Raw genomic sequence first — 20223 nt, forward strand, 5'->3', positions numbered from 1 at the left:
GTTATGATATTTCCGATGTATAAATGGATGTCATTCATTATTATCGGAGAGCCGTCGATGGCAGTAGCAAGACTCAGTGCGGGTTTATTGGTTGTCGGTGGCATATTGGGTTATATGGGGGCTTACTGGCAAACCCTCTCTTTGCTGGTTGCTGCCGGCGTTGCTTTACTCACCGGGATCGTTCTTTCCGCTTTTACTGATCGTGATTACCGCTAAAGATGTTCCGCAGTCATGTTTCAGGTATTATATGCGCCGCACGGACTTCCCCGTGGCGAAAATCAATTCTATTATGTGATGAATTAACGTGGCTAACAGGCCGCTAAATCGCATAACTCATTGAGAAATAATTAAATATTTATCAGTAACCTCTTCGAAAGACAGGAACGTACACCATGCCAGTGTTACATAACCGAATTTCTAATGAGGAACTTAAAGCGCGCATGTTGGCTGAAACCGAACCGCGCACCACAGTTTCTTTTTATAAATACTTCACTCTGGAAGATGCCAAAAGCTTCCGTGATGGCCTCTATAGTCAATTTATTAAACTCGGCGTGTTTGGCCGGGTTTATGTGGCTAAAGAGGGGATCAATGCACAAATCAGTGTGCCCGCTAATCGTTATGATGAGTTCAAAACAGTACTGTTTGCCGCACATCCCGCGCTGGATCAGGTGCGGCTGAATGTGGCTCACGAAGATGACGGTAAGTCATTCTGGGTGCTGCGTATGAAAGTTCGCGAACGCATTGTGGCGGACGGTATTGATGATGATAGTTTCGACCCCAGCAATATCGGGCATTACCTGAAGGCCGATCAGGTCAATCAGATGATTGATGACCCTGATACTTTGTTTGTTGATATGCGAAACCATTATGAGTACGAAGTGGGCCATTTCGAAAATGCCATTGAAGTCCCTTCTGATACCTTCCGCGAACAACTGCCAATGGCGGTTGATATGTTGCAACATGACAAAGAGAAAAATATTGTTATGTATTGCACCGGCGGGATTCGCTGTGAAAAGGCCAGTGCTTATATGCTGCACAACGGCTTTAAAAATGTTTATCACGTTGAGGGCGGTATTATTGAATATGCCCGTAAAGCTAAAGAACAGGGGTTGCCGCTGAAGTTTATCGGTAAAAACTTTGTTTTTGATGAGCGCATGGGGGAGCGGATCTCTGACGATGTGATTGCCCATTGCCATCAGTGTGGCACGCCCTGTGATACGCATACCAACTGCAAGAATGATGGTTGCCACTTGCTATTTATTCAGTGTCCGGCCTGTGCGGCAAAGTTTGCTGGTTGCTGTAGTGAGATCTGTCAGGAAGAGCTGAAGTTGCCACAAGAAGAGCAACGTTCACGCCGTGCCGGGCGTGAGAATGGCATCAAGATTTTTAATAAGTCGAAGGGATTGTTGCAAACCACCATGCACATTCCGATGCCGGAAAAGAGCGCAGATAAAAAATAGTCGTAGGGGCAACCTACTGGATACACTATTAAAGTAAGACGTTGTCGGTTATTTTATTCGATAGCGTCTTTTTTATGCCATATTTAGCGCAATGGCGATTCCAATACAAGGATTGATAATGACAATACCTGGGGTGAGTAGCCAAGGGCTACGGTTAGTCACGATGCTGGCAATGCTGGTGGTTATTATGGCGGGGATAAAAGCGGCATCGCCGATCGTGGTTCCGTTCTTGCTGGCTATATTTCTTGCTATCGTATTAAATCCATTAGTGAAACTGTTGGAGAAAATAAAAATTCCCCGCACTTTAGCTATTGTCTTATTGGTCACCATTATTATTTTACTCATGGCATTGCTCTTTAGCCGCCTGGGTTCTTCATTAAATGAGTTTGCCCGTTCATTGCCACAATATCGGGGCATGATGCTGGAAAAAATGCGCGACCTGCAAGAGTTTGCGATGCGCTTTAATATTGAGTTCTCGGTGGATGACATTATGAAGCATGTCGATCCCAGCACCGCTATGAACTTTGTGACCCGCCTACTTAGTCACCTTTCTGGTGCCATGGCCAGCATGTTCTTACTGCTGATGACGGTGGTCTTTATGCTGTTTGAAGTGGAACGATTGCCTTATAAAATGCAGTTGATGTTTGATAACCCTGAGCAAGGGAATGCGATTCTCAAACGTGCGCTAAATGGCGTAACCCACTATCTGGTAATCAAAACGATTATTAGCATTGCGACGGGGATTGTTATTTGGTTATTCCTGGCCGCGATGGGGGTCCGATTCGCTTTCCTTTGGGGGCTGCTGGCCTTTGTACTCAATTATATACCTAACATCGGCTCCGTATTGGCGGCTATGCCACCCATCATTCAGGCACTGTTATTTAATGGTTTTGCCGATGCATTTGCTGTTACCTGCGGGTATATTCTGATTAATCTGATTGGGGGCAATATTATTGACCCACGGATGATGGGGCGTGGCCTGGGCCTATCAACATTGGTGGTGTTCTTATCCTTGATTTTTTGGGGGTGGTTACTCGGGCCGATTGGTATGCTGCTCTCTGTTCCATTAACGATTATTGCCAAAATAGTATTAGAGTTAACACCAGACGGTTATAAAATCGCTGTGTTATTGAGTGATGGTAAACCTGCCAAGATTGAGTAGCGCAAAACTACGGATATCGTATTTATCGCTGGGCCACAGAGTGAAGCTGGCTGTTGGCCCGGCGAAAAGAACAGAAAAGTTGGGAACAAGGGCTAATAGAAAAAGAAATAAATATCTAGCGCCAATAGAATCAGCCACAAGCAGATATAGAGCAGTAGATGTTCACGAACATTATTGATAACCATCGAGAGCAATTTATTTAACATGCAGGTTGCCTGAGGCTAAAATCGTTGCCCATTATAGGGATTTTTACTTTTATAAACAATAAGCTGGAAGGTTAAATTCCGAGTCAAAACATGATTAAATTGATACTCGCCTTGGTTAATAAGCCCAGCGTGGTATGACTGAAAAAGATTGATTTATATTAGCTATGTTAAGTGAAATGTAACCGTTTTTTAAACCGCAAGCGATAACGCGCTATATTAATTCGGTTACATTATCTGTCAGAAAAAAATCACACATTCAGCAAACTGACTGGAATGGAGGCACCATCGTTACTATGACTCTGTATACTCGTATGCTCAGTATAAATATTTAAATACGTTGTAAATAAAGCATAACTCCAAACGATTCCTGACTTTTATTTTTTCGGTGATATGCCGTTTATGTGAATAAACGGTGCTGTCGCTGATATTCAACTTCCTGGCAATGCGGTAATTGGGCATCTCCATCATCCAGTAGCACATGACTTTATGCTCTTGCGGACTGAATAGGGATGCCGGGTAGGGCGACTGCGGTTTACTGATATCCTCATCTGAAACGCTCGATAGCCTCTGTAACAACTCAGGTAAGTGTCTTTTAGCCAGAATGGATACAGAATCGGTCAGGGGTATCGGTGTTTCACTAAATGGATATGATGCATCCAGATAAATATAGACTTTAGCCCGCAGGCAACAACTCAAAAATTGTGCTAATAACGGACAATGTCCCCCATAACGACAATATTGTGTGAGATTAACAATGATGACTTCAGGATCAAACTGATGAATAGCGACAGTAGCCTGTTTAACCGTGGGTACATCCATTAAATTGAGACATGACGAATTATTTAAATAGGTATTTACACCAGATCGAGTATAAAAACATTCATCGATAATTAATATTTTCATGTGGCATACATCCTTGTCTAACAGCAACCATACCTGGCCGCATACAAGGATAAAGTAATCCCCCAGCAGCTAAAACGTCAATTCGGCATTTACGATTGTTTGTGACGGGTTTTGCGAATATAAGACTCTGCTAATTATTAAATAAATAGTATTTTATACTAATAATTAAGTGTGGATGAGAAAACAACCAACCGATGACTAAGATGAAAAAGAAGCCGTCATCGGTCGTAATCAAGTGTAGGTCTAGCCTGTTACCGCATTAAGGCTTGGCAAAACGGGACAGCGAAAAGGCAGAAATATCAATGGGTGAAGGCTTATTCTGTGCGAAAAGCGCCGCTACTTCCCCCAGTGCGGTGGCAAACTTAAACCCATGGCCGCTTAAGCCTGTCACCACCATGATATTATTGTTGTCTGGTAATGTGTCGATGATGAAATCTTCATCGGGGCTCATATCGTAACTGCATGCGGCACCGTGCAGGCATACGCCCACCCCCGGTAAGAAGCTACGTAAAAAACCAAATACTTCGGTTCCATCTTCTGCATAGCCACCAAAAGGTTTGCGCTGTGCAGCAGTTTCAATAGGCTGCCCGCCATTATGTTTACCCAGTTTCAACTCGTCATTTTGTGAGGGGAAGCCGTAATAATGAATATTATCTGGTGTCTCGACGGTGAAAGCCGGGAAATGATTCCCTTCGCTGTAGCGGCCATCGGCATGGTGCCATGAAAACACTTTACGTATGGCGGTCACCGGTAATTCGGGTAACAACTCTTTGACCCAGGTTCCGGCGGTGACAATCACTTTTTTAGCACTGTAGGTACCGTCTATCGTGACGACATCTACACCACCATCCAGCGGTTCAATCGCAGTGACTGGGCAATTGAATAAAATACCGCAGCCGGCTTCAGTGACGGCTTTAATCAGTGTTTTAATTGCTAACTCAGATCGTAAATAACCTGATTGCGGTTCGAACACACCAATATAATTATCCGGTACGCTAAATACTGGCCACTTTTCACGGATCTGTGCCGCAGTTAGGGTTTCAACCGGCAAATTATATTGTTGAGCACTGTGCTGGGCATTTTGTAGAAAAATAGAGTCATCTGGCCCCAGATTAAGGACACCGCTGGCCTGAAATAGCGACTCACCGGTTTGGGCTGATAGTTGGTCCCACAGTGCTTGGGCACGTAAAACCAGGGGAACATATTTCTCACCTTCACCATAGGCATGGCGAATGATTCGCGTATCACCGTGATGGCTACCAGCTTGATGAGGTGGCATTGCACTGTCAACCATCAGTACGTTTAAACCGGCTTGTGACGCATAGTAACCTGCGGCCGAGCCTACGGAGCCACTACCAATGACAATTAAATCATAATCCATATTTTGCACCCTGGGGGAATATCGCTACCTGGCTTTTCAATACGGTTTGCATAAGCAAAGTGTATTTATCATGACAATCGCCGGAACGGTTTAAATTAAAGTAGCAATAGTGCCGATAAAAATTAAAACGATAGTAATAACACGGGAGCGAAGTGAGAAAAAGCGCTGCTAGCCATATAGGGTGAGAACGGTTAATAAAAAGGCACCAAGTGATATTCACTGGTGCCTTTTTTGGCGAACACGAAACATGTTATCTGGTGGACAAAAATTAATGTTTACGATGATCAAGATCTTGATATTCTGATGACTCAATTTTAGCAATGCCTGCTTCTAAGATATTTATTAATTGGCGTGCAACATCGGTGGTTAACCAAAGCGTTCTATCAACCAGCGCATCTTCTGGCGGTTGATCCATGGAAGACAGGTAATGAAGACGTATCATCATAGCGTCGTATACATCTACAGTGCTGATATCCCAACCTACAAGCGGATGAGTCTGAATAACTTCATCATTTCTGTCCATAAAGACCCCTTATATAGTAGTTACTGACTGGAGTGACTAATGAGGATCAATGCGGCTCATTATCAAGTGAGCTTTTTCAGTATACGCAACCGCCGATGAATTGGGTGATTATCGCAAGATATTTACAAATTATTTATTTTCTGATGATTTCTTAATCAGCAATAAACTGGTTAAAGGAAGTAAGGATGAGCAAGGGGGAAAGACTTTTATATAAAAAAGCCGAGGAACGACTCCCCGGCAAAAACAGCATTACAGTGGGTTAATCCGCGTCGAACCAGTCGTCAGCGCTTTCCCATATTTCTTGTAATATTTCAGAGATCAGATCTTTATCCGTTTTGGCTCCCCCTAAAACAGAAAGATTATTTGCTCCGGCGTAACGCACTTGTACTGTGGTGGTCGTATCCGGGAATTTGGTATTTAGCCGTTTGCTCAATTCATGGGTTAGTGCTTCGATAGCACCTGCGGGTAACGGGTTTTTTTTATCAATACTGACTTCAACACGCATATTTGGCCCTCCGAATATTTATACTGGTTATTTATACAGTGTAAATATTCAGGTTGCAAGTAACTGATATAAAAATCTTCGCTGTACGGATTTAGCCCCTACAGCGAAGGTTATCAGCTTTTAACTGACCAGTTGATAGTTTGACCGGCAAGGAAAGGAATCACAGATTCATCCCCTAATGGGATCTCTTCTGGTTGTTGGAAAGGTGCCTTAACCAATTCAACAAAGTCTTCGTTAACTGGCAGACCATAGAAGCGTGGGCCATTTAAGGAGCAGAATGCTTCAAGATGCTCTAGCGCACCCATCTCTTCAAACACGGTCGTATAAGCCGGCAGGGCTGATGGTGCGTTGAAGACGCCCGCACAGCCGCAGGATGACTCTTTACGGTGCTTGGCATGGGGAGCTGAGTCGGTTCCGAGGAAGAAACGGTCCGAACCACTGGCAACGGCCTGGCGTAACGCTTCTTGATGGGTGCTGCGTTTTAGTATTGGCAGACAGAACAAGTGGGGGCGAATACCACCAACTAGCATGTGATTGCGGTTAAACATCAGATGTTGTGGGGTGATGGTTGCTCCAAGAAAACGATTGCTTGCCAGCACGTAGTCAGCGGCATCTTTAGTTGTGATGTGCTCGAAGACAATTTTCAATTCAGGGAATTGGCGGCGTACCGGTTCCAGAATCTGATCGATAAAGCGCGCTTCGCGATCAAAAATATCAACGGCAGCTTCAGTTACTTCACCGTGAATCAGCAGCGGCATGCCAATCTTTTGCATTTGCTCAAACAGCGGGTATATCGCTGGGATATCGGATACACCGTGATTTGAGTTGGTAGTGGCATTGGCCGGATACAGTTTTGCCGCAGTAAATACGCCTTGCTCAAAACCGGTGGTCAGTTCTTTGACATCAAGTGTATTGGTCAGATAACACGTCATCAACGGCGTGAAATTGTGCCCGGCAGGTAACGCGGCCAAAATCCGTTCCCGATAAGCGATAGCACTGGCAACCGTAGTAATCGGCGGGGCCAGATTGGGCATGACAATGGCCCGGGCAAACACCTCGGAGGTATAGGGCAGCACGGTACTGAGCATTTCGTCATCACGTAAGTGAATATGCCAGTCATCCGGGCGGCGAATTTTCAGGGTTTGGGGTTGTGCAGTCATTCAACTAGCTCCGCAGTCATGATGAGATATTGGGGTTTTTATACTGTTTCCGGCGGGGTCTAAGGATAAGCGGAAAGTGCGCCGGATGCATCTGATTGTTAGGGTTAAGTTGAAAACAAGACAAAAAGGGCATCTTATAGAGGGGCTCGGGATAAAATTGCCCGATAGGGTGAGCTATTGATTAGCAGTAAAATACGCTAATTGAATGTACAGCATGGGAGAATAACTATGGAAGTCCGTGTCATCGCCAGTTTAGTGGCAAAACCTGAATTTATTGATGCAGTAAAAGAAGCGGTTCATTTGGTAATAGAACCGAGTCGCGAGGAGAAGGGGAATCTGCAATATGATCTCCATGCCGAAAGCGGCCAGAAAGGTTCTTTTGTGTTTTTCGAACGCTGGGCATCTGATGATGCATTGGAAAAACATAATAAAACCGGGCATTTCAACGAGTTTGTCAAAGCCATTGAGGGCAAACTGGAAAGCCTTGAAATAAAGAAACTGAAACAGATAGCCTGAGAGTGCTCTCTGGCTAACAATATCACCAATATAAAAAAAACCCGCCTGATGGCGGGTTTTGTCTTTGCAATGTTTGGTCTGAATAAAATTACATTTATTCGACGGATTGCGGTTTTGTTGCCGGTGCCGTTGCCTGCGTTGCAGCCGCGTGGCCACCAGCAGAACCTTTACCTGCAAAATCAAAGGCTGGGCGTTCCCATTGGCCTTTAGTTGGTGACTCTGGCGCGTAATCCGGTGCCGGTGCTTTCGTCATTGGTGCTGAAGCATAGTGTTTGAATACCACACCTTCAGGATGAGCGACAACCGGCTGTTGTGGCACAACAACTGGCGCCGTAACAATAACCGCGTCACTTACACGGGTTTCAACAACAGTTTCTTCAACTGCGGTTTCTTCAACTAAGGTTTCTTCAACAACGGCTTCTTCAATCAGCGGCTCTTCAACTGCTGATGTTTCAACAATGGCTTCAGTTACTACCGGTGCTTCAGCTACAGCGTCTGCCACCACGGTTTCAGCAACAACAGCTTCTTCCGTCGGTGCTTCAACAATAGCAGTTTCAGCAGCAATGGTTTCTTCCACCACAGTGTCTTCAGCAATTGCTTCCTCAATTATCGCTTCCTGAACAACAGGTTCAGCGATAGTTTCCGCAACTCCAGCGTCTACAATTGCAGTTTCTTCAACTTCAGATGCTGCTTCAACTTGCGCCACTTCACTCGCAGGTTCTACGGCGGTTGGCTCAACGGCAGCCGGTTCTACAACTACTGGCGCGACAACAGGAGCACGGCCTGGTACAGCGGCGGCTGAAGATGAAGAACCACCTGGTTTATGCTGCGACGCAGGGGCTGGAGCGACTGTTTCGGTCACGATAGCAACAGGCGCTGCGGCAACAACTGGGGCTGCTACAATCACGGCTGGGATATTAACCGGAGTCTCTACCGCTGCAACTTCTACTGGCAATGGTTGTTCAACCGGGTTTGCTACAAAAGCAGGTTCAACTGTCTGAGCAACTGGGTAACGAACCCACACTTTGCCTGAAGCCATTTCTGGTGAGGCAAAAGCACCAGCCAGCGGCATAGCAGATTGTGTCGGGTAACGCTCATCACGATAACGACGGCGACGCTGACCACTGACGCGCAGATGGCGAGGTGAGCGGCGCGAACGACGTGGCATGCCATTTTCATTATTGGCATTGCGATCGTGAGACCCTTCATCATCGCTTTGAGCTGTGGCTTGTGGCAGTAATTTCACTTCTTCCTGCACAACTGGCGCTGCAATGTTTGCCACCGGGGTACTAACCGGACTTTCCTGCACTGCATTTTCCAGCACATTCAGCTCATTATTTGCAGATTGAATACGGACTTTCTGATTCAATTGACGGCGTTGACGACGCTGCATAACCTGTTGACGTTCTTCTTGCTCAGGTTGCACTTCTTCGACCACACTGACTGCTGCCACTTCTACTTCGGCTTTGACTTCCTGCGCTACCTGACGTTTATCATCCTGACGACGGCGTTGGCGATCACCCCGACGCTGTGGTTGCTGCTCGTCGCGTGGTGCTTTATCAGCTTCGACAACGTCAGTTTGCGCTTGCGGCGCAGCAGTTTGTGGCGCAGGGCGCTTGTTGCGACGCTGATCTTCACGACCTTCGCGGTTCGCATTGTCACGACTATTGCTGTCACGACCACCATTGTTGTCACGCGCGCTGTTATCACGGCCTTCACGCGGCGTGCGATCACCTCTCTCTTTACGGCCATTATTCTGGCGGCGAGGATTGCGACGATCATTACGGCGGTTTTCGTTGGTTTCGGTTTTCTCAACCTCTACCGGTTTAACTTCTTCTTCCGATGTGCCGAATATACCTTTTAGGCCACTGAACAAACGGCTAAAGAAGCCGGGTTGTTCTGATGCAGCAGCAGATGCCGTTACTTGTGGCGCAACGCTTGGTTTAGCATTGACGTTAGCAGGTGCGGCTTCTGGTGGCACTTCGGTTGGCAGAGAGAACGTTGCCAACGCTGGCTGTTCTGGACGTTTACGCTCAATCGTTGCTTCTTCCAACGGTTGTGCCATCTCTGCTTCATGCAGTTGTGGCAACAGGTAGCTAAGAGAAGGAACCTCTTCGCCTTTACGTACCCGAAGAACAGAATAGTGTGGTGTTTGCATCTGATCGTTTGGCACGATCACCGCGCGCACACCACCTTGACGTTTTTCAATGGCGTTGACGGACTCACGTTTTTCGTTGAGCAGATACGACGCAATCTGTACCGGAACAATTGCATGAACTTCATGGGTATTTTCTTTCAGCGCTTCTTCTTCAATCAGACGCAGAATAGAAAGTGACAATGATTCGTTGTCACGAACGGTACCGGTACCGCTACAGCGTGGGCACACGTGGTGGCTTGACTCACCCAGTGACGGGCTAAGACGCTGACGGGACATTTCCAGCAAGCCAAAGCGAGAGATACGGCCAATCTGGATGCGGGCGCGGTCTTGGCGAACGGCATCACGCAGGCGGTTTTCAACTTCACGCTGGTGGCGCACTGGCGTCATATCGATGAAATCGATAACAATCAGGCCACCGAGGTCACGTAAACGTAACTGGCGGGCAATCTCATCAGCAGCTTCAAGGTTGGTGTTGAATGCGGTTTCTTCGATATCGCCACCACGTGTTGCACGCGCGGAGTTGATATCAATTGCCGTCAGGGCTTCGGTGGTATCAATAACGATAGAACCGCCGGAAGGTAGACGCACTTCACGCTGGAACGCTGACTCAATCTGAGACTCAATTTGGTAGTGGCTGAATAGGGGGATTTCACCACTATACAACTTGATTTTGCTACTGAAATCCGGGCGACCCAGAGCAGCGATATGCTCTTTTGCCAGTTCGAGAACTTTAGGGTTATCGATCAGGATCTCGCCGATGTCCGGGCGCAGGTAATCACGGAAAGCGCGGACAATCACGTTACTTTCCTGATGGATCAAGAACGGCGCAGGGCGACCTTCAGCGGCTTTTTTAATCGCATCCCAATGCTTCAGGCGGAATGACAAATCCCATTGCAGTGCATCAGCAGATTTGCCAACACCGGCAGTACGGACAATCAGACCCATGCCATCAGGCAATTGCAGGGAGGATAGGGCTTCTTTCAGTTCGGTGCGGTCATCACCCTCAATGCGGCGAGAAATACCGCCGGCACGTGGGTTGTTCGGCATCAGAACCAAATAACTGCCAGCCAGGCTGATGAAAGTGGTTAGTGCGGCACCTTTATTACCACGTTCTTCTTTATCAACCTGAACAATAACTTCTTGGCCTTCGCGCAGTACATCTTTGATGTTTGGGCGGCCATGAGAGGAATAATTACTAGGGAAATATTCGCGAGAAATTTCTTTTAATGGGAGGAAACCATGTCGTTCAGCACCGTAATCAACAAAAGCGGCTTCCAGACTGGGTTCGATTCGGGTGATTTTGCCTTTGTAAATATTCGCTTTTTTCTGTTCATGACCTGGGCTTTCAATATCCAAATCATACAGCCGCTGTCCATCTACAAGGGCAACACGCAACTCTTCTTGCTGAGTTGCGTTAATCAACATTCTTTTCATCTTTAACTTACTCGTTATTTTTACATTGGCGTTAGAACTGCGGGCAAAATAACCTCTATGGCCGGGTAAACCGATGACCCCGAGTCTTCTAGCAAAGCCGTCAACCTCACGGTTGTCGCCTGCATAGGGGCGCATTATTTCGGTAAGCCTGTGTTTCTTTCTGAAAAACAGCGCTTTTATATAAAGGGCCGCTTCTGAATATAAGACAACAGAGCAGACCCACTTGCCGGCCAAGCTGCAACCCGCAGCCCGCTAATTGCTTGATTTCACATTACGTCTTACGCCATTGCTGCGTTTTTGTGTGATCAGGCAAAGTATATTATTCCACAAGTCTCTTGGTCTAACGAGAATCAACGCAGAATTAGTGACATTATTCCATTGCTGACACTGATATAGCAAGATGACTTTACCTGTCTACGTAAAGATTCTTTTACTGTTTTCACAGTGTTGGCGGCTATCGTTGTCTTATTAAACAATAAATGCGCGCAAACGTTATCTTTAAATAGTCAGAATGACAGTTAAGCACAGAAAAAGGGGTGGCGCTAATTCCTCGGTGTATTTAGAATCGCGCACCATGAAAACGAATAATCCAGCAGTACAATTAATCACCATTTCTGCCGACGAAGCTGGTCAGCGGATCGATAACTTTTTGCTCACTAAATTGAAAGGTGTGCCAAAGAGTATGATCTACCGCATCGTGCGCAAAGGTGAGGTTCGCGTTAATAAAGGGCGCATTAAGCCAGAATATAAACTGGCTGACGGTGATGTGGTTCGTGTTCCGCCTGTGCGTGTCGCTGAGCGAGAAGAGGTTCAGATTTCTGCCAAACTGGATAAAGTTGCGGCGTTGGCCGACTGTATTTTATTTGAAGATGACTATTTGTTAGTACTGAACAAACCTTCCGGTACGGCGGTTCATGGTGGCAGTGGTTTGAGTTTTGGTGTTATTGAAGCATTGCGCGCGTTACGCCCCGAAGCCCGTTTCCTTGAATTGGTTCATCGCCTTGACCGCGATACCTCCGGTGTTTTGTTGGTGGCGAAAAAACGCTCTGCGCTGCGTTCTTTACATGAGCAACTGCGGTTAAAAGGGATGCAGAAAGACTATTTGGCATTGGTGCGAGGCCAATGGCAATCTCACTGTAAAGCGGTTCAGGCACCTTTATTGAAAAATATTCTGCAAAGTGGCGAGCGGGTGGTGAAAGTCAGCAGTGAGGGCAAACCTTCAGAAACGCGGTTTAAAGTTGAAGAGCGTTTTGAGCACGCAACCCTGGTCAAAGCCAGCCCGATTACTGGCCGGACCCACCAGATCCGCGTGCATGCGCTCCATGCGGGCCACCCGATTGCTTTTGATGATCGCTACGGCGACCGTGAATTTGATCAACAATTGCAAGGCACGGGGTTGCATCGATTATTTTTACATGCGGCAGCATTACGTTTTGAGCACCCCAATAGCGGTGAAACCATGCGTATTGAAGCGCCACTGGACAATCAGTTACGCCACTGCCTGCTGATGTTACGCAAGAAAGCGGCAGAAAAGTAAATTTCAGCATTAACTCATCGAAATAGCAGGGTGCAGGTATGAAACTGCACCCTGTTTTTTTTATTCAGCATACAGTAATGGATTTACCCCTTGCTCAATCAGCATTTGGGTGAGGGCGATTAAGGGCAGACCGATGAGTGTATTGGGGTCTCGCCCTGATAATCGATCAAATAGGGTAATACCCAACCCCTCACTTTTAAAACTTCCGGCGCAATTCCACGGTTGCTCTCGCGTCAAATAACCGTCTATTTCTGCCTCGCTGAGCGCCCGGAAATAGACATCATAAGTTTCGCACAGGCAACTAAGGCTGTTGGTTGCTGTATTTAATAGGGCCAGACCGGTATAAAAAGTGACACATTGCCCACTGGCTTGCTGCAATTGCTTCATTGCATTTGCATAATTATGGGGTTTCCCGACGATTAAATCGTCAATCACACAGACCTGATCAGAGCCGATTATCAGATGTTGTGGAAAACGCCCCGCCAATGTCAGGGCTTTTGCACTGGCTAAGCGCTGTACCAGCGCACTGGCTGTTTCGCCTGCCAGCGGGCTTTCATCGGTCTGTGGTGCCGCAGTAACAAAGGGTAATTGCAGCTTTTCCAGCAAAGTTTGGCGATATGATGAGGTTGAAGCAAGAACCAGTTGCAGCATAATATTTTCCATAAACCGTAGCGTAATTTAATCAGGCATTTTAAACTGTCCGCCGCAACATAAGCGAATATTGGTGAAAGGTGCGGTAAAAAGGCCTTTTTCTTTGACTCTATGTCGTTACAAAGTTAATATGCGCGCCCTATGCAAAAGGTAAAATTACCCCTGACCATTGATGCGGTTCGTACCGCTCAGAAACGTTTAGATTACGCAGGTATCTATTCACCTGAGCAGGTTACTCGTATAGCCGATTCAGTGGTAAGTGTGGACAGCGATGTCGTGGCCTCATTATCGTTTAATATCGATAATCAGCGCCTGGCGGTTATTACAGGTCATGCGGACGTCGATGTAACATTGATGTGTCAGCGCTGTAATAACACGTTTGCACAACATGTTCATACAACGTATTGTTTTAGCCCGGTCGTCAATGATGAGCAGGCTGAAGCATTACCGGAAGCGTACGAGCCGATCGAAGTCGACGAATTTGGCGAAGTTGATCTGCTGGCTATGATTGAAGACGAAATTATTCTTTCACTGCCTGTCGTTCCGGTACATGATTCTGAACACTGTGAAGTGTCCGAGGCGGACATGGTATTTGGTAAACTGCCTGAAGAGGTGGAGAAACCTAATCCATTTGCCGTATTAGCCAGTTTAAAGAAAGTAATTAAGGAGTAAGGTCAATGGCCGTACAACAGAACAAACCAACTCGTTCCAAACGTGGCATGCGCCGTTCACACGATGCGCTGACCACTGCCACGCTGTCTGTGGACAAAACTTCCGGTGAAACTCACCTGCGTCACCACATCACAGCCGACGGTTTCTACCGTGGCCGCAAGGTTATCGGCTGAGTAGTACTTGCTAATCTTTAGCAAGGCGATACCTTGACTTGTCTAACCCTAGCGTTAGATGCAATGGGTGGGGATTTCGGTCCCCACGTCACAGTGCCTGCTTCATTGCAGGCGCTGGCCTCTAATCCACAGCTTAAACTTCTGCTGGTCGGGAATCCCGACACCATCACTCCGTTACTTGTTAATGCCGATCCTTTGTTGCTGGAGAGGTTACAGGTCATCCCCGCTGAGCATGTTATTGCCAGCGATGCTAAACCCTCACAAGCTATCCGTGCCAGTCGTGGTACCTCGATGCGTATAGCGCTGGAGTTGGTCAAGAACGGTGACGCAGCGGCCTGTGTGAGTGCCGGGAATACCGGGGCACTGATGGGGCTGGCGAAGATGATGATTAAGCCTCTGGATGGAATAGAGCGCCCGGCGTTAATGACTGTCATCCCTAACCAGCAACGCAGCAAGACAGTAGTGCTGGATCTAGGGGCTAACGTTGAATGTGATAGTAGAATGTTGGTGCAGTTTGCTGTCATGGGATCGGTGATGGCAGAAGAAGTTGTTGGTATTACCAACCCGCGTGTTGCTTTGCTCAATATTGGCGAAGAAGAAACCAAAGGGTTAGATAATATCCGCGAAGCCGCCGCAGTATTAAAAAATACACCGGCGATCAACTATATTGGTTATCTGGAAGGCAATGATTTGCTTACGGGTAAGACCGATGTGATGGTTTGTGACGGCTTCGTGGGTAACGTCACTCTAAAGACCATGGAAGGTGTGATAAGAATGTTCTTGTCACTGCTCAAATCATCGGGCGAAGGCAGTAAACAGTCCTGGTGGCTTAAACTCATCGGGCGCTGGCTGCAAAAACGTGTGGCAAAACGGTTCGGTCATTTGAACCCCGACCAGTATAATGGTGCATGTCTGTTAGGATTACGGGGCATCGTAATCAAGAGCCATGGCGCTGCGAATCAACGCGCATTCGCTGTCGCAATCGAACAGGCTGTGCAGGCGGTGCAGCGGCAAGTCCCTCAACGGATTGCCGCGCGCCTTGAAGCGGTATTACCCAAGAGTGACTGATCGTACATGTATACTAAGATTCTCGGTACGGGGAGTTATCTGCCCGTACAAGTGCGCAGTAATGCTGATTTAGAAAAAATGGTGGATACGTCGGACGAGTGGATTGTCACCCGTACCGGTATTCGTGAGCGGCGTATTGCCGGCCTGGATGAAACAGTCGCGACCATGGGTTTCCATGCGGCTGAAAAAGCGCTGGAGATGGCTGGCGTTAGTAAGGACCAGATTGGGCTGATTGTGGTTGCTACCACTTCGTCAAGCCATGCTTTCCCAAGCTCGGCCTGTCAGGTGCAACAAATGCTGGGCATTAAAGATGCAGCCTCTTTCGATCTGGCTGCGGCCTGTGCGGGCTTTACCTACGCGCTGAGTGTAGCTGACCAATATGTGAAAAGTGGTGCGGTTAAGCATGCCATCGTGATTGGCTCCGATATGTTATCGCGCGCACTAGACCCAGAAGATCGTGGCACCATTATTTTATTTGGTGATGGTGCAGGTGCCGTAGTATTGGGCGCATCTGAAGAACCAGGCATTCTGTCTACCCATTTGCATGCCGACGGCAGCTATGGTCAGTTGCTGGCACTGCCGTACCAAGATCGCCAACAGCAAGAGCAACCAGCCTATGTCACTATGGCCGGTAATGAAGTATTTAAAGTTGCGGTGACTGAGCTTGCCCACATTGTGGACGAAACATTGCAGGCCAATAATCTGGAGCGCAGTGCGCTGGATTGGTTAGTGCCGCATCAGGCTAACCTGCGTATTATTACTGCAACGGCGAAGAAGTTAGGCATGGGGATGGATAAAGTGGTGATCACGCTTGATCGTCATGGCAACACCTCTGCGGCATCTGTTCCTGCGGCGCTGGATGAAGCGGTGCGCGATGGGCGTATTCAACGTGGGCAGCTAGTGCTGCTGGAAGCGTTTGGCGGTGGCTTTACCTGGGGCTCTGCGCTGGTTCGTTTTTGATTTAACAGTACCTTTTTTGGTTTAACAGGACTTTTTTGATTCAACAGGAAAGAAAATGTCGAAATTTGCAATGGTATTTCCAGGCCAGGGTTCGCAATCCCTTGGCATGCTGGCCGATTTGGCCGCACAATTTCCGATAGTTGAAGCGACTTTCAGTGAAGCGTCGTCGGTACTGGGTTATTCCCTCTGGCAGCTAGTGCAGCAAGGCCCGGTCGAAGAATTGAATAAAACGTGGCAGACACAACCGGCGTTGTTGGCGGCATCGGTTGCAATTTGGCGCGTCTGGCAACATCAAGGTGGCAAACTGCCGACAATGATGGCAGGCCATAGCTTAGGTGAATATTCAGCACTGGTTTGCGCGGGTGTAATTGATTTCAAACAGGCGATTACTCTGGTTGAGTTGCGCGGCAAACTGATGCAGGAAGCGGTGCCAGCAGGCACTGGTGCAATGTATGCCATCATAGGTCTGGATAATGAATCCATTGCCAAAGCCTGTGAAGAATCAGCACAAGGCCAGGTTGTTTCGCCCGTCAATTTTAACTCACCAGGTCAGGTAGTGATTGCCGGTAACAAAGAGGCGGTAGAACGTGCCGGGGTTGCTTGTAAAGCGGCCGGTGCCAAGCGTGCCTTACCTTTACCGGTCAGTGTGCCATCTCATTGTGCGCTAATGAAACCTGCTGCGGATAAGTTAGCCGAAGCGCTGGAAAACATTGAATTCCAGGCGCCACTGTTCCCGGTTGTCAACAACGTAGATGTGAAAACGGAAGTGTCACCAGACGCTATCCGCAGTGCGCTGGTGCGCCAGCTCTATAACCCAGTACGTTGGACTGAGAGTGTTGAATTTATGGCAGCAGAAGGTATTGAGCTGCTGTTAGAAGTTGGGCCAGGTAAAGTCTTGACTGGCTTGACCAAGCGTATCGTGGATACTTTAACTGCAGCACCGGTAAACGATGTTGCTACGCTGACCAGCGCGCTTGAAAACTAAGAAAGAGGGTAACATGAGCTTCGAAGGAAAAGTTGCGCTGGTAACCGGCGCGAGCCGTGGTATTGGCCGTGCGATTGCAGAATTATTGGTCGAACGTGGTGCCTGTGTTATTGGTACCGCGACCAGTGAGAAGGGCGCAGACGCCATTAGCGCCTATTTGGGTGAAAATGGCAAAGGCTATATGTTGAACGTCGTGGAACCCGCGTCAATCGATGCTGTTTTGACAGCGATTCGTGCGGAATTTGGCGAAGTTGATATTTTAGTGAATAATGCAGGTATTACGCGTGATAACCTGCTGATGCGTATGAAGGATGAAGAGTGGCAAGATATTATTGACACCGATCTAACTTCTGTATTCCGCCTGTCAAAAGCGGTAATGCGCGCTATGATGAAAAAGCGGTTTGGGCGTATCATTACCATCGGGTCTGTGGTTGGGACAATGGGCAATGCGGGGCAGGTTAACTACGCGGCAGCTAAAGCGGGTCTGATTGGTTTTAGCAAGTCTTTGGCGCGTGAGGTTGCTTCACGTGGCATTACTGTCAACGTTGTGGCACCTGGCTTTATTGAGACGGACATGACGACGGCGTTGACAGATGAACAACGCGCAGGCATTTTAGCCCAAGTACCAGCTAACCGGCTTGGGCAAGCTAAAGAAATCGCCAGCGCTGTTGCATTTTTAGCCTCTGACGAGGCCAGCTACATCTCTGGTGAAACGTTACATGTCAATGGCGGCATGTATATGATTTAAAAATCACGAAAGTATTTGCATTATTTGAGGTGAAAACCGCAAAATAGCGTAAAATCGTGGTTTGACCAGCCGAGATTTAGTTGCATCTTTTTCAACATTTTATACACTACGAAAACCATCGCGAAAGCGAGTTTTGATAGGAAATTTAAGAGTATGAGCACTATCGAAGAACGCGTTAAGAAAATCATCGTTGAACAACTGGGTGTTAAAGAAGACGAAGTGAAGAACAGTGCTTCTTTCGTTGAAGATCTTGGCGCGGATTCTCTGGACACCGTTGAGCTGGTAATGGCTCTGGAAGAAGAATTTGATACTGAGATTCCAGACGAAGAAGCAGAAAAAATCACTACTGTTCAGGCAGCTATTGATTTTATCAACGCTAACCAGCAGTAAGCGAACATGCTTTAAGTTTAGATAGTTAGGCGGTCACTCGACCGCCTAAGTTTTTTTTGTCCTAAGTGTTATTTTCCCTCCTTGGAGGACAACCGTGTCTAAGCGTCGAGTTGTTGTGACTGGACTGGGCATGTTGTCTCCTGTCGGTAATACAGTAGAATCCACATGGAACGCTGTTCTTGCCGGGCAGAGTGGCATCAGCCTGATCGACCATTTTGATACTAATGCCTACGCAACGAAATTTGCTGGCTTAGTAAAAGATTTTAATTGTGAAGAGTTCATTTCGCGTAAAGATGCACGCAAAATGGATGCATTCATACAGTACGGCATTGTTGCTGGCATGCAAGCCATGCAAGACTCAGGGCTTGAAATAACCGAAGCCAATGCTCCTCGTATCGGTGCCGCTATTGGTTCTGGTATTGGTGGGTTGGGTCTGATTGAAGAGAACCACACCGCACTGGTGAATGGTGGGCCACGTAAAATTAGCCCATTCTTCGTGCCATCAACCATTGTTAACATGATTGCCGGCCATCTGACCATCATGTGTGGTATGCGTGGGCCAAGCATCTCTATCGCGACGGCCTGTACTTCTGGTGTGCATAATATCGGTCAAGCGGCACGGATCATTGCTTACAATGATGCGGATGTCATGCTGGCAGGTGGCGCTGAAAAAGCCAGTACTCCACTGGGTGTCGGTGGTTTCGGTGCCGCTCGTGCATTGTCTACTCGTAACGATAATCCGCAAGCCGCAAGCCGCCCGTGGGATAAAGACCGTGATGGTTTCGTCCTGGGTGATGGCGCAGGTATGATGGTGCTGGAAGAGTACGAACACGCGAAAAAACGTGGTGCAAAAATCTATGCTGAAGTTGTTGGGTTTGGGATGAGCAGCGATGCCTATCACATGACCTCTCCACCGGAAGACGGTTCAGGAGCAGCGCTGGCAATGGTGAATGCATTACGTGATGCGGGTGTGAGCACCTCTCAAATTGGTTATATCAATGCCCACGGCACATCGACTCCTGCGGGCGATAAAGCTGAAACGCAGGCAGTGAAGTCTGTATTTGGTGAAGATGCCCATAAAGTGATGGTCAGTTCCACCAAATCCATGACTGGGCACTTGTTAGGTGCAGCCGGTGCGGTTGAGTCTATCTTCACTGTGCTGGCGTTGCGTGATCAAGCTATTCCGCCAACCATAAATCTGGATAACCCGGATGAAGGTTGTGATTTGGATTTTGTTCCGCATGAAGCCCGTCAGGTAAAAGACATTGAGTATACCTTGTGTAACTCCTTCGGCTTCGGTGGCACTAACGGCTCTTTGGTTTTCCGCAAGGTATAACCTTGGCTGTTAAACTTCTGCCGCTTAAAAGGCCCGGTCTTCCGGGTCTTTTATTAGGTTAACCCCACGCATATAACAGCACAATGCCACTGGCGTTGCAGCGCACTCCGCCGCTTCAAGTACAAAAAATATAATATCCCGCCATAATCACTGTCTCAGTAAGAGATAAATCCGAAAACAGCTATTGCCTAAATCTGCTACTGTCGGCACGTACAATTTTTATTTATCTACAGCATATATTTACTGGCAAGGTATATTCAGCAACTGAATGCATGGCAAACAATACCCCTCCTAT

The 20223-nt window shown here is 47.5% G+C and carries 21 protein-coding genes; 13 read left to right on the forward strand and 8 right to left on the reverse strand.

The features are described 5' to 3' along the window. The first annotated feature begins 57 nt into the window (after positions 1 to 57). The 3 genes from A6J67_RS23480 to A6J67_RS12560 all read left to right on the forward strand — a co-directional run bounded on the left by A6J67_RS23480 (position 58) and on the right by A6J67_RS12560 (position 2622). A complete protein-coding gene (locus A6J67_RS23480) occupies positions 58 to 216 on the forward strand; it encodes a hypothetical protein (RefSeq protein ID WP_042569981.1) in 159 nt (52 codons plus the stop codon). A 176-nt stretch (positions 217 to 392) separates the two neighbouring features. Then, the gene (locus tag A6J67_RS12555) at positions 393 to 1460 is read left to right on the forward strand and encodes a rhodanese-related sulfurtransferase (protein WP_050074506.1); all 1068 of its coding nucleotides are present in this window, start codon (positions 393 to 395) and stop codon (positions 1458 to 1460) included. Positions 1461 to 1578: 118 nt separating this feature from the next. Then, positions 1579 to 2622, forward strand: coding sequence for an AI-2E family transporter (locus A6J67_RS12560; protein WP_032905869.1), 1044 nt, complete (start codon positions 1579 to 1581; stop codon positions 2620 to 2622). A gap of 92 nt (positions 2623 to 2714) precedes the next feature. Here the strand turns inward: A6J67_RS12560 and A6J67_RS12565 are convergent, their stop codons facing one another. The 6 genes from A6J67_RS12565 to pyrC form a co-directional block, all read right to left on the reverse strand. Next, complete coding sequence (locus A6J67_RS12565) at positions 2715 to 2828, reverse strand: DUF2770 family protein (protein WP_005183270.1); 114 nt, start codon at positions 2826 to 2828, stop codon at positions 2715 to 2717. 315 nt (positions 2829 to 3143) lie between these two features. Continuing rightward, the gene (locus A6J67_RS12570) at positions 3144 to 3731 is read right to left on the reverse strand and encodes a helix-turn-helix transcriptional regulator (RefSeq protein WP_042568171.1); all 588 of its coding nucleotides are present in this window, start codon (positions 3729 to 3731) and stop codon (positions 3144 to 3146) included. A gap of 259 nt (positions 3732 to 3990) precedes the next feature. Further along, positions 3991 to 5112: an N-methyl-L-tryptophan oxidase gene (gene solA / locus A6J67_RS12575; RefSeq protein WP_005183264.1), complete on the reverse strand. Its 1122-nt coding sequence runs from the start codon at positions 5110 to 5112 to the stop codon at positions 3991 to 3993. A gap of 268 nt (positions 5113 to 5380) precedes the next feature. Next, on the reverse strand, positions 5381 to 5635 hold the full coding sequence (gene bssS, locus A6J67_RS12580) for a biofilm formation regulator BssS (protein ID WP_032813201.1): 255 nt from the start codon (positions 5633 to 5635) through the stop codon (positions 5381 to 5383). Between the two features lie 259 nt (positions 5636 to 5894). After that, entirely contained in the window at positions 5895 to 6140 is a 246-nt protein-coding gene (gene dinI, locus A6J67_RS12585) for a DNA damage-inducible protein I (protein ID WP_005183256.1), read from the reverse strand. Between the two features lie 113 nt (positions 6141 to 6253). Then, positions 6254 to 7300 carry a dihydroorotase gene (gene pyrC, locus A6J67_RS12590; RefSeq protein WP_042568169.1) on the reverse strand — a complete coding sequence of 349 codons (1047 nt, stop codon included), beginning with the start codon at positions 7298 to 7300 and terminating at the stop codon, positions 6254 to 6256. Between the two features lie 228 nt (positions 7301 to 7528). Here pyrC and A6J67_RS12595 point away from each other — a divergent pair, with 228 nt between their 5' ends. Next, entirely contained in the window at positions 7529 to 7816 is a 288-nt protein-coding gene (locus A6J67_RS12595; protein WP_042568168.1) for a putative quinol monooxygenase, read from the forward strand. Positions 7817 to 7910: 94 nt separating this feature from the next. Here the strand turns inward: A6J67_RS12595 and rne are convergent, their stop codons facing one another. Further along, positions 7911 to 11408, reverse strand: coding sequence for a ribonuclease E (rne, locus tag A6J67_RS12600; protein WP_080608485.1), 3498 nt, complete (start codon positions 11406 to 11408; stop codon positions 7911 to 7913). A gap of 574 nt (positions 11409 to 11982) precedes the next feature. Between rne and rluC the strand changes: the two genes are divergently transcribed. Continuing rightward, positions 11983 to 12945: a 23S rRNA pseudouridine(955/2504/2580) synthase RluC gene (gene rluC / locus A6J67_RS12605; protein WP_042569979.1), complete on the forward strand. Its 963-nt coding sequence runs from the start codon at positions 11983 to 11985 to the stop codon at positions 12943 to 12945. Between the two features lie 60 nt (positions 12946 to 13005). Here rluC and A6J67_RS12610 read toward each other — a convergent pair whose 3' ends face one another. Beyond that, positions 13006 to 13596, reverse strand: a complete 591-nt coding sequence (locus tag A6J67_RS12610) for a Maf family protein (RefSeq protein ID WP_050297361.1) — start codon at positions 13594 to 13596, stop codon at positions 13006 to 13008. Positions 13597 to 13737: 141 nt separating this feature from the next. On the opposite strand from A6J67_RS12610, the gene yceD reads away from it, so the two are divergent. The 8 genes from yceD to fabF all read left to right on the forward strand — a co-directional run bounded on the left by yceD (position 13738) and on the right by fabF (position 19928). Then, positions 13738 to 14268, forward strand: a complete 531-nt coding sequence (yceD, locus tag A6J67_RS12615; RefSeq protein WP_050297362.1) for a 23S rRNA accumulation protein YceD — start codon at positions 13738 to 13740, stop codon at positions 14266 to 14268. A 5-nt stretch (positions 14269 to 14273) separates the two neighbouring features. Further along, the gene (gene rpmF / locus A6J67_RS12620) at positions 14274 to 14441 is read left to right on the forward strand and encodes a 50S ribosomal protein L32 (RefSeq protein ID WP_002210931.1); all 168 of its coding nucleotides are present in this window, start codon (positions 14274 to 14276) and stop codon (positions 14439 to 14441) included. Positions 14442 to 14474: 33 nt separating this feature from the next. Then, positions 14475 to 15509, forward strand: coding sequence for a phosphate acyltransferase PlsX (gene plsX / locus A6J67_RS12625; protein WP_071843428.1), 1035 nt, complete (start codon positions 14475 to 14477; stop codon positions 15507 to 15509). A 6-nt stretch (positions 15510 to 15515) separates the two neighbouring features. After that, on the forward strand, positions 15516 to 16469 hold the full coding sequence (locus A6J67_RS12630) for a beta-ketoacyl-ACP synthase III (RefSeq protein WP_042568166.1): 954 nt from the start codon (positions 15516 to 15518) through the stop codon (positions 16467 to 16469). 55 nt (positions 16470 to 16524) lie between these two features. Further along, a complete protein-coding gene (gene fabD / locus A6J67_RS12635) occupies positions 16525 to 17454 on the forward strand; it encodes an ACP S-malonyltransferase (RefSeq protein WP_032905865.1) in 930 nt (309 codons plus the stop codon). A gap of 13 nt (positions 17455 to 17467) precedes the next feature. After that, positions 17468 to 18202, forward strand: coding sequence for a 3-oxoacyl-ACP reductase FabG (fabG, locus tag A6J67_RS12640; RefSeq protein WP_005183219.1), 735 nt, complete (start codon positions 17468 to 17470; stop codon positions 18200 to 18202). Positions 18203 to 18355: 153 nt separating this feature from the next. Next, entirely contained in the window at positions 18356 to 18592 is a 237-nt protein-coding gene (gene acpP, locus A6J67_RS12645; RefSeq protein WP_002220787.1) for an acyl carrier protein, read from the forward strand. 94 nt (positions 18593 to 18686) lie between these two features. Continuing rightward, positions 18687 to 19928, forward strand: a complete 1242-nt coding sequence (fabF, locus tag A6J67_RS12650; protein WP_032905863.1) for a beta-ketoacyl-ACP synthase II — start codon at positions 18687 to 18689, stop codon at positions 19926 to 19928. Positions 19929 to 20223 lie beyond the last annotated feature (295 nt).

This window comes from Yersinia sp. FDAARGOS_228 (assembly GCF_002073315.2).
GTDB classification, from domain to species: domain Bacteria; phylum Pseudomonadota; class Gammaproteobacteria; order Enterobacterales; family Enterobacteriaceae; genus Yersinia; species Yersinia intermedia.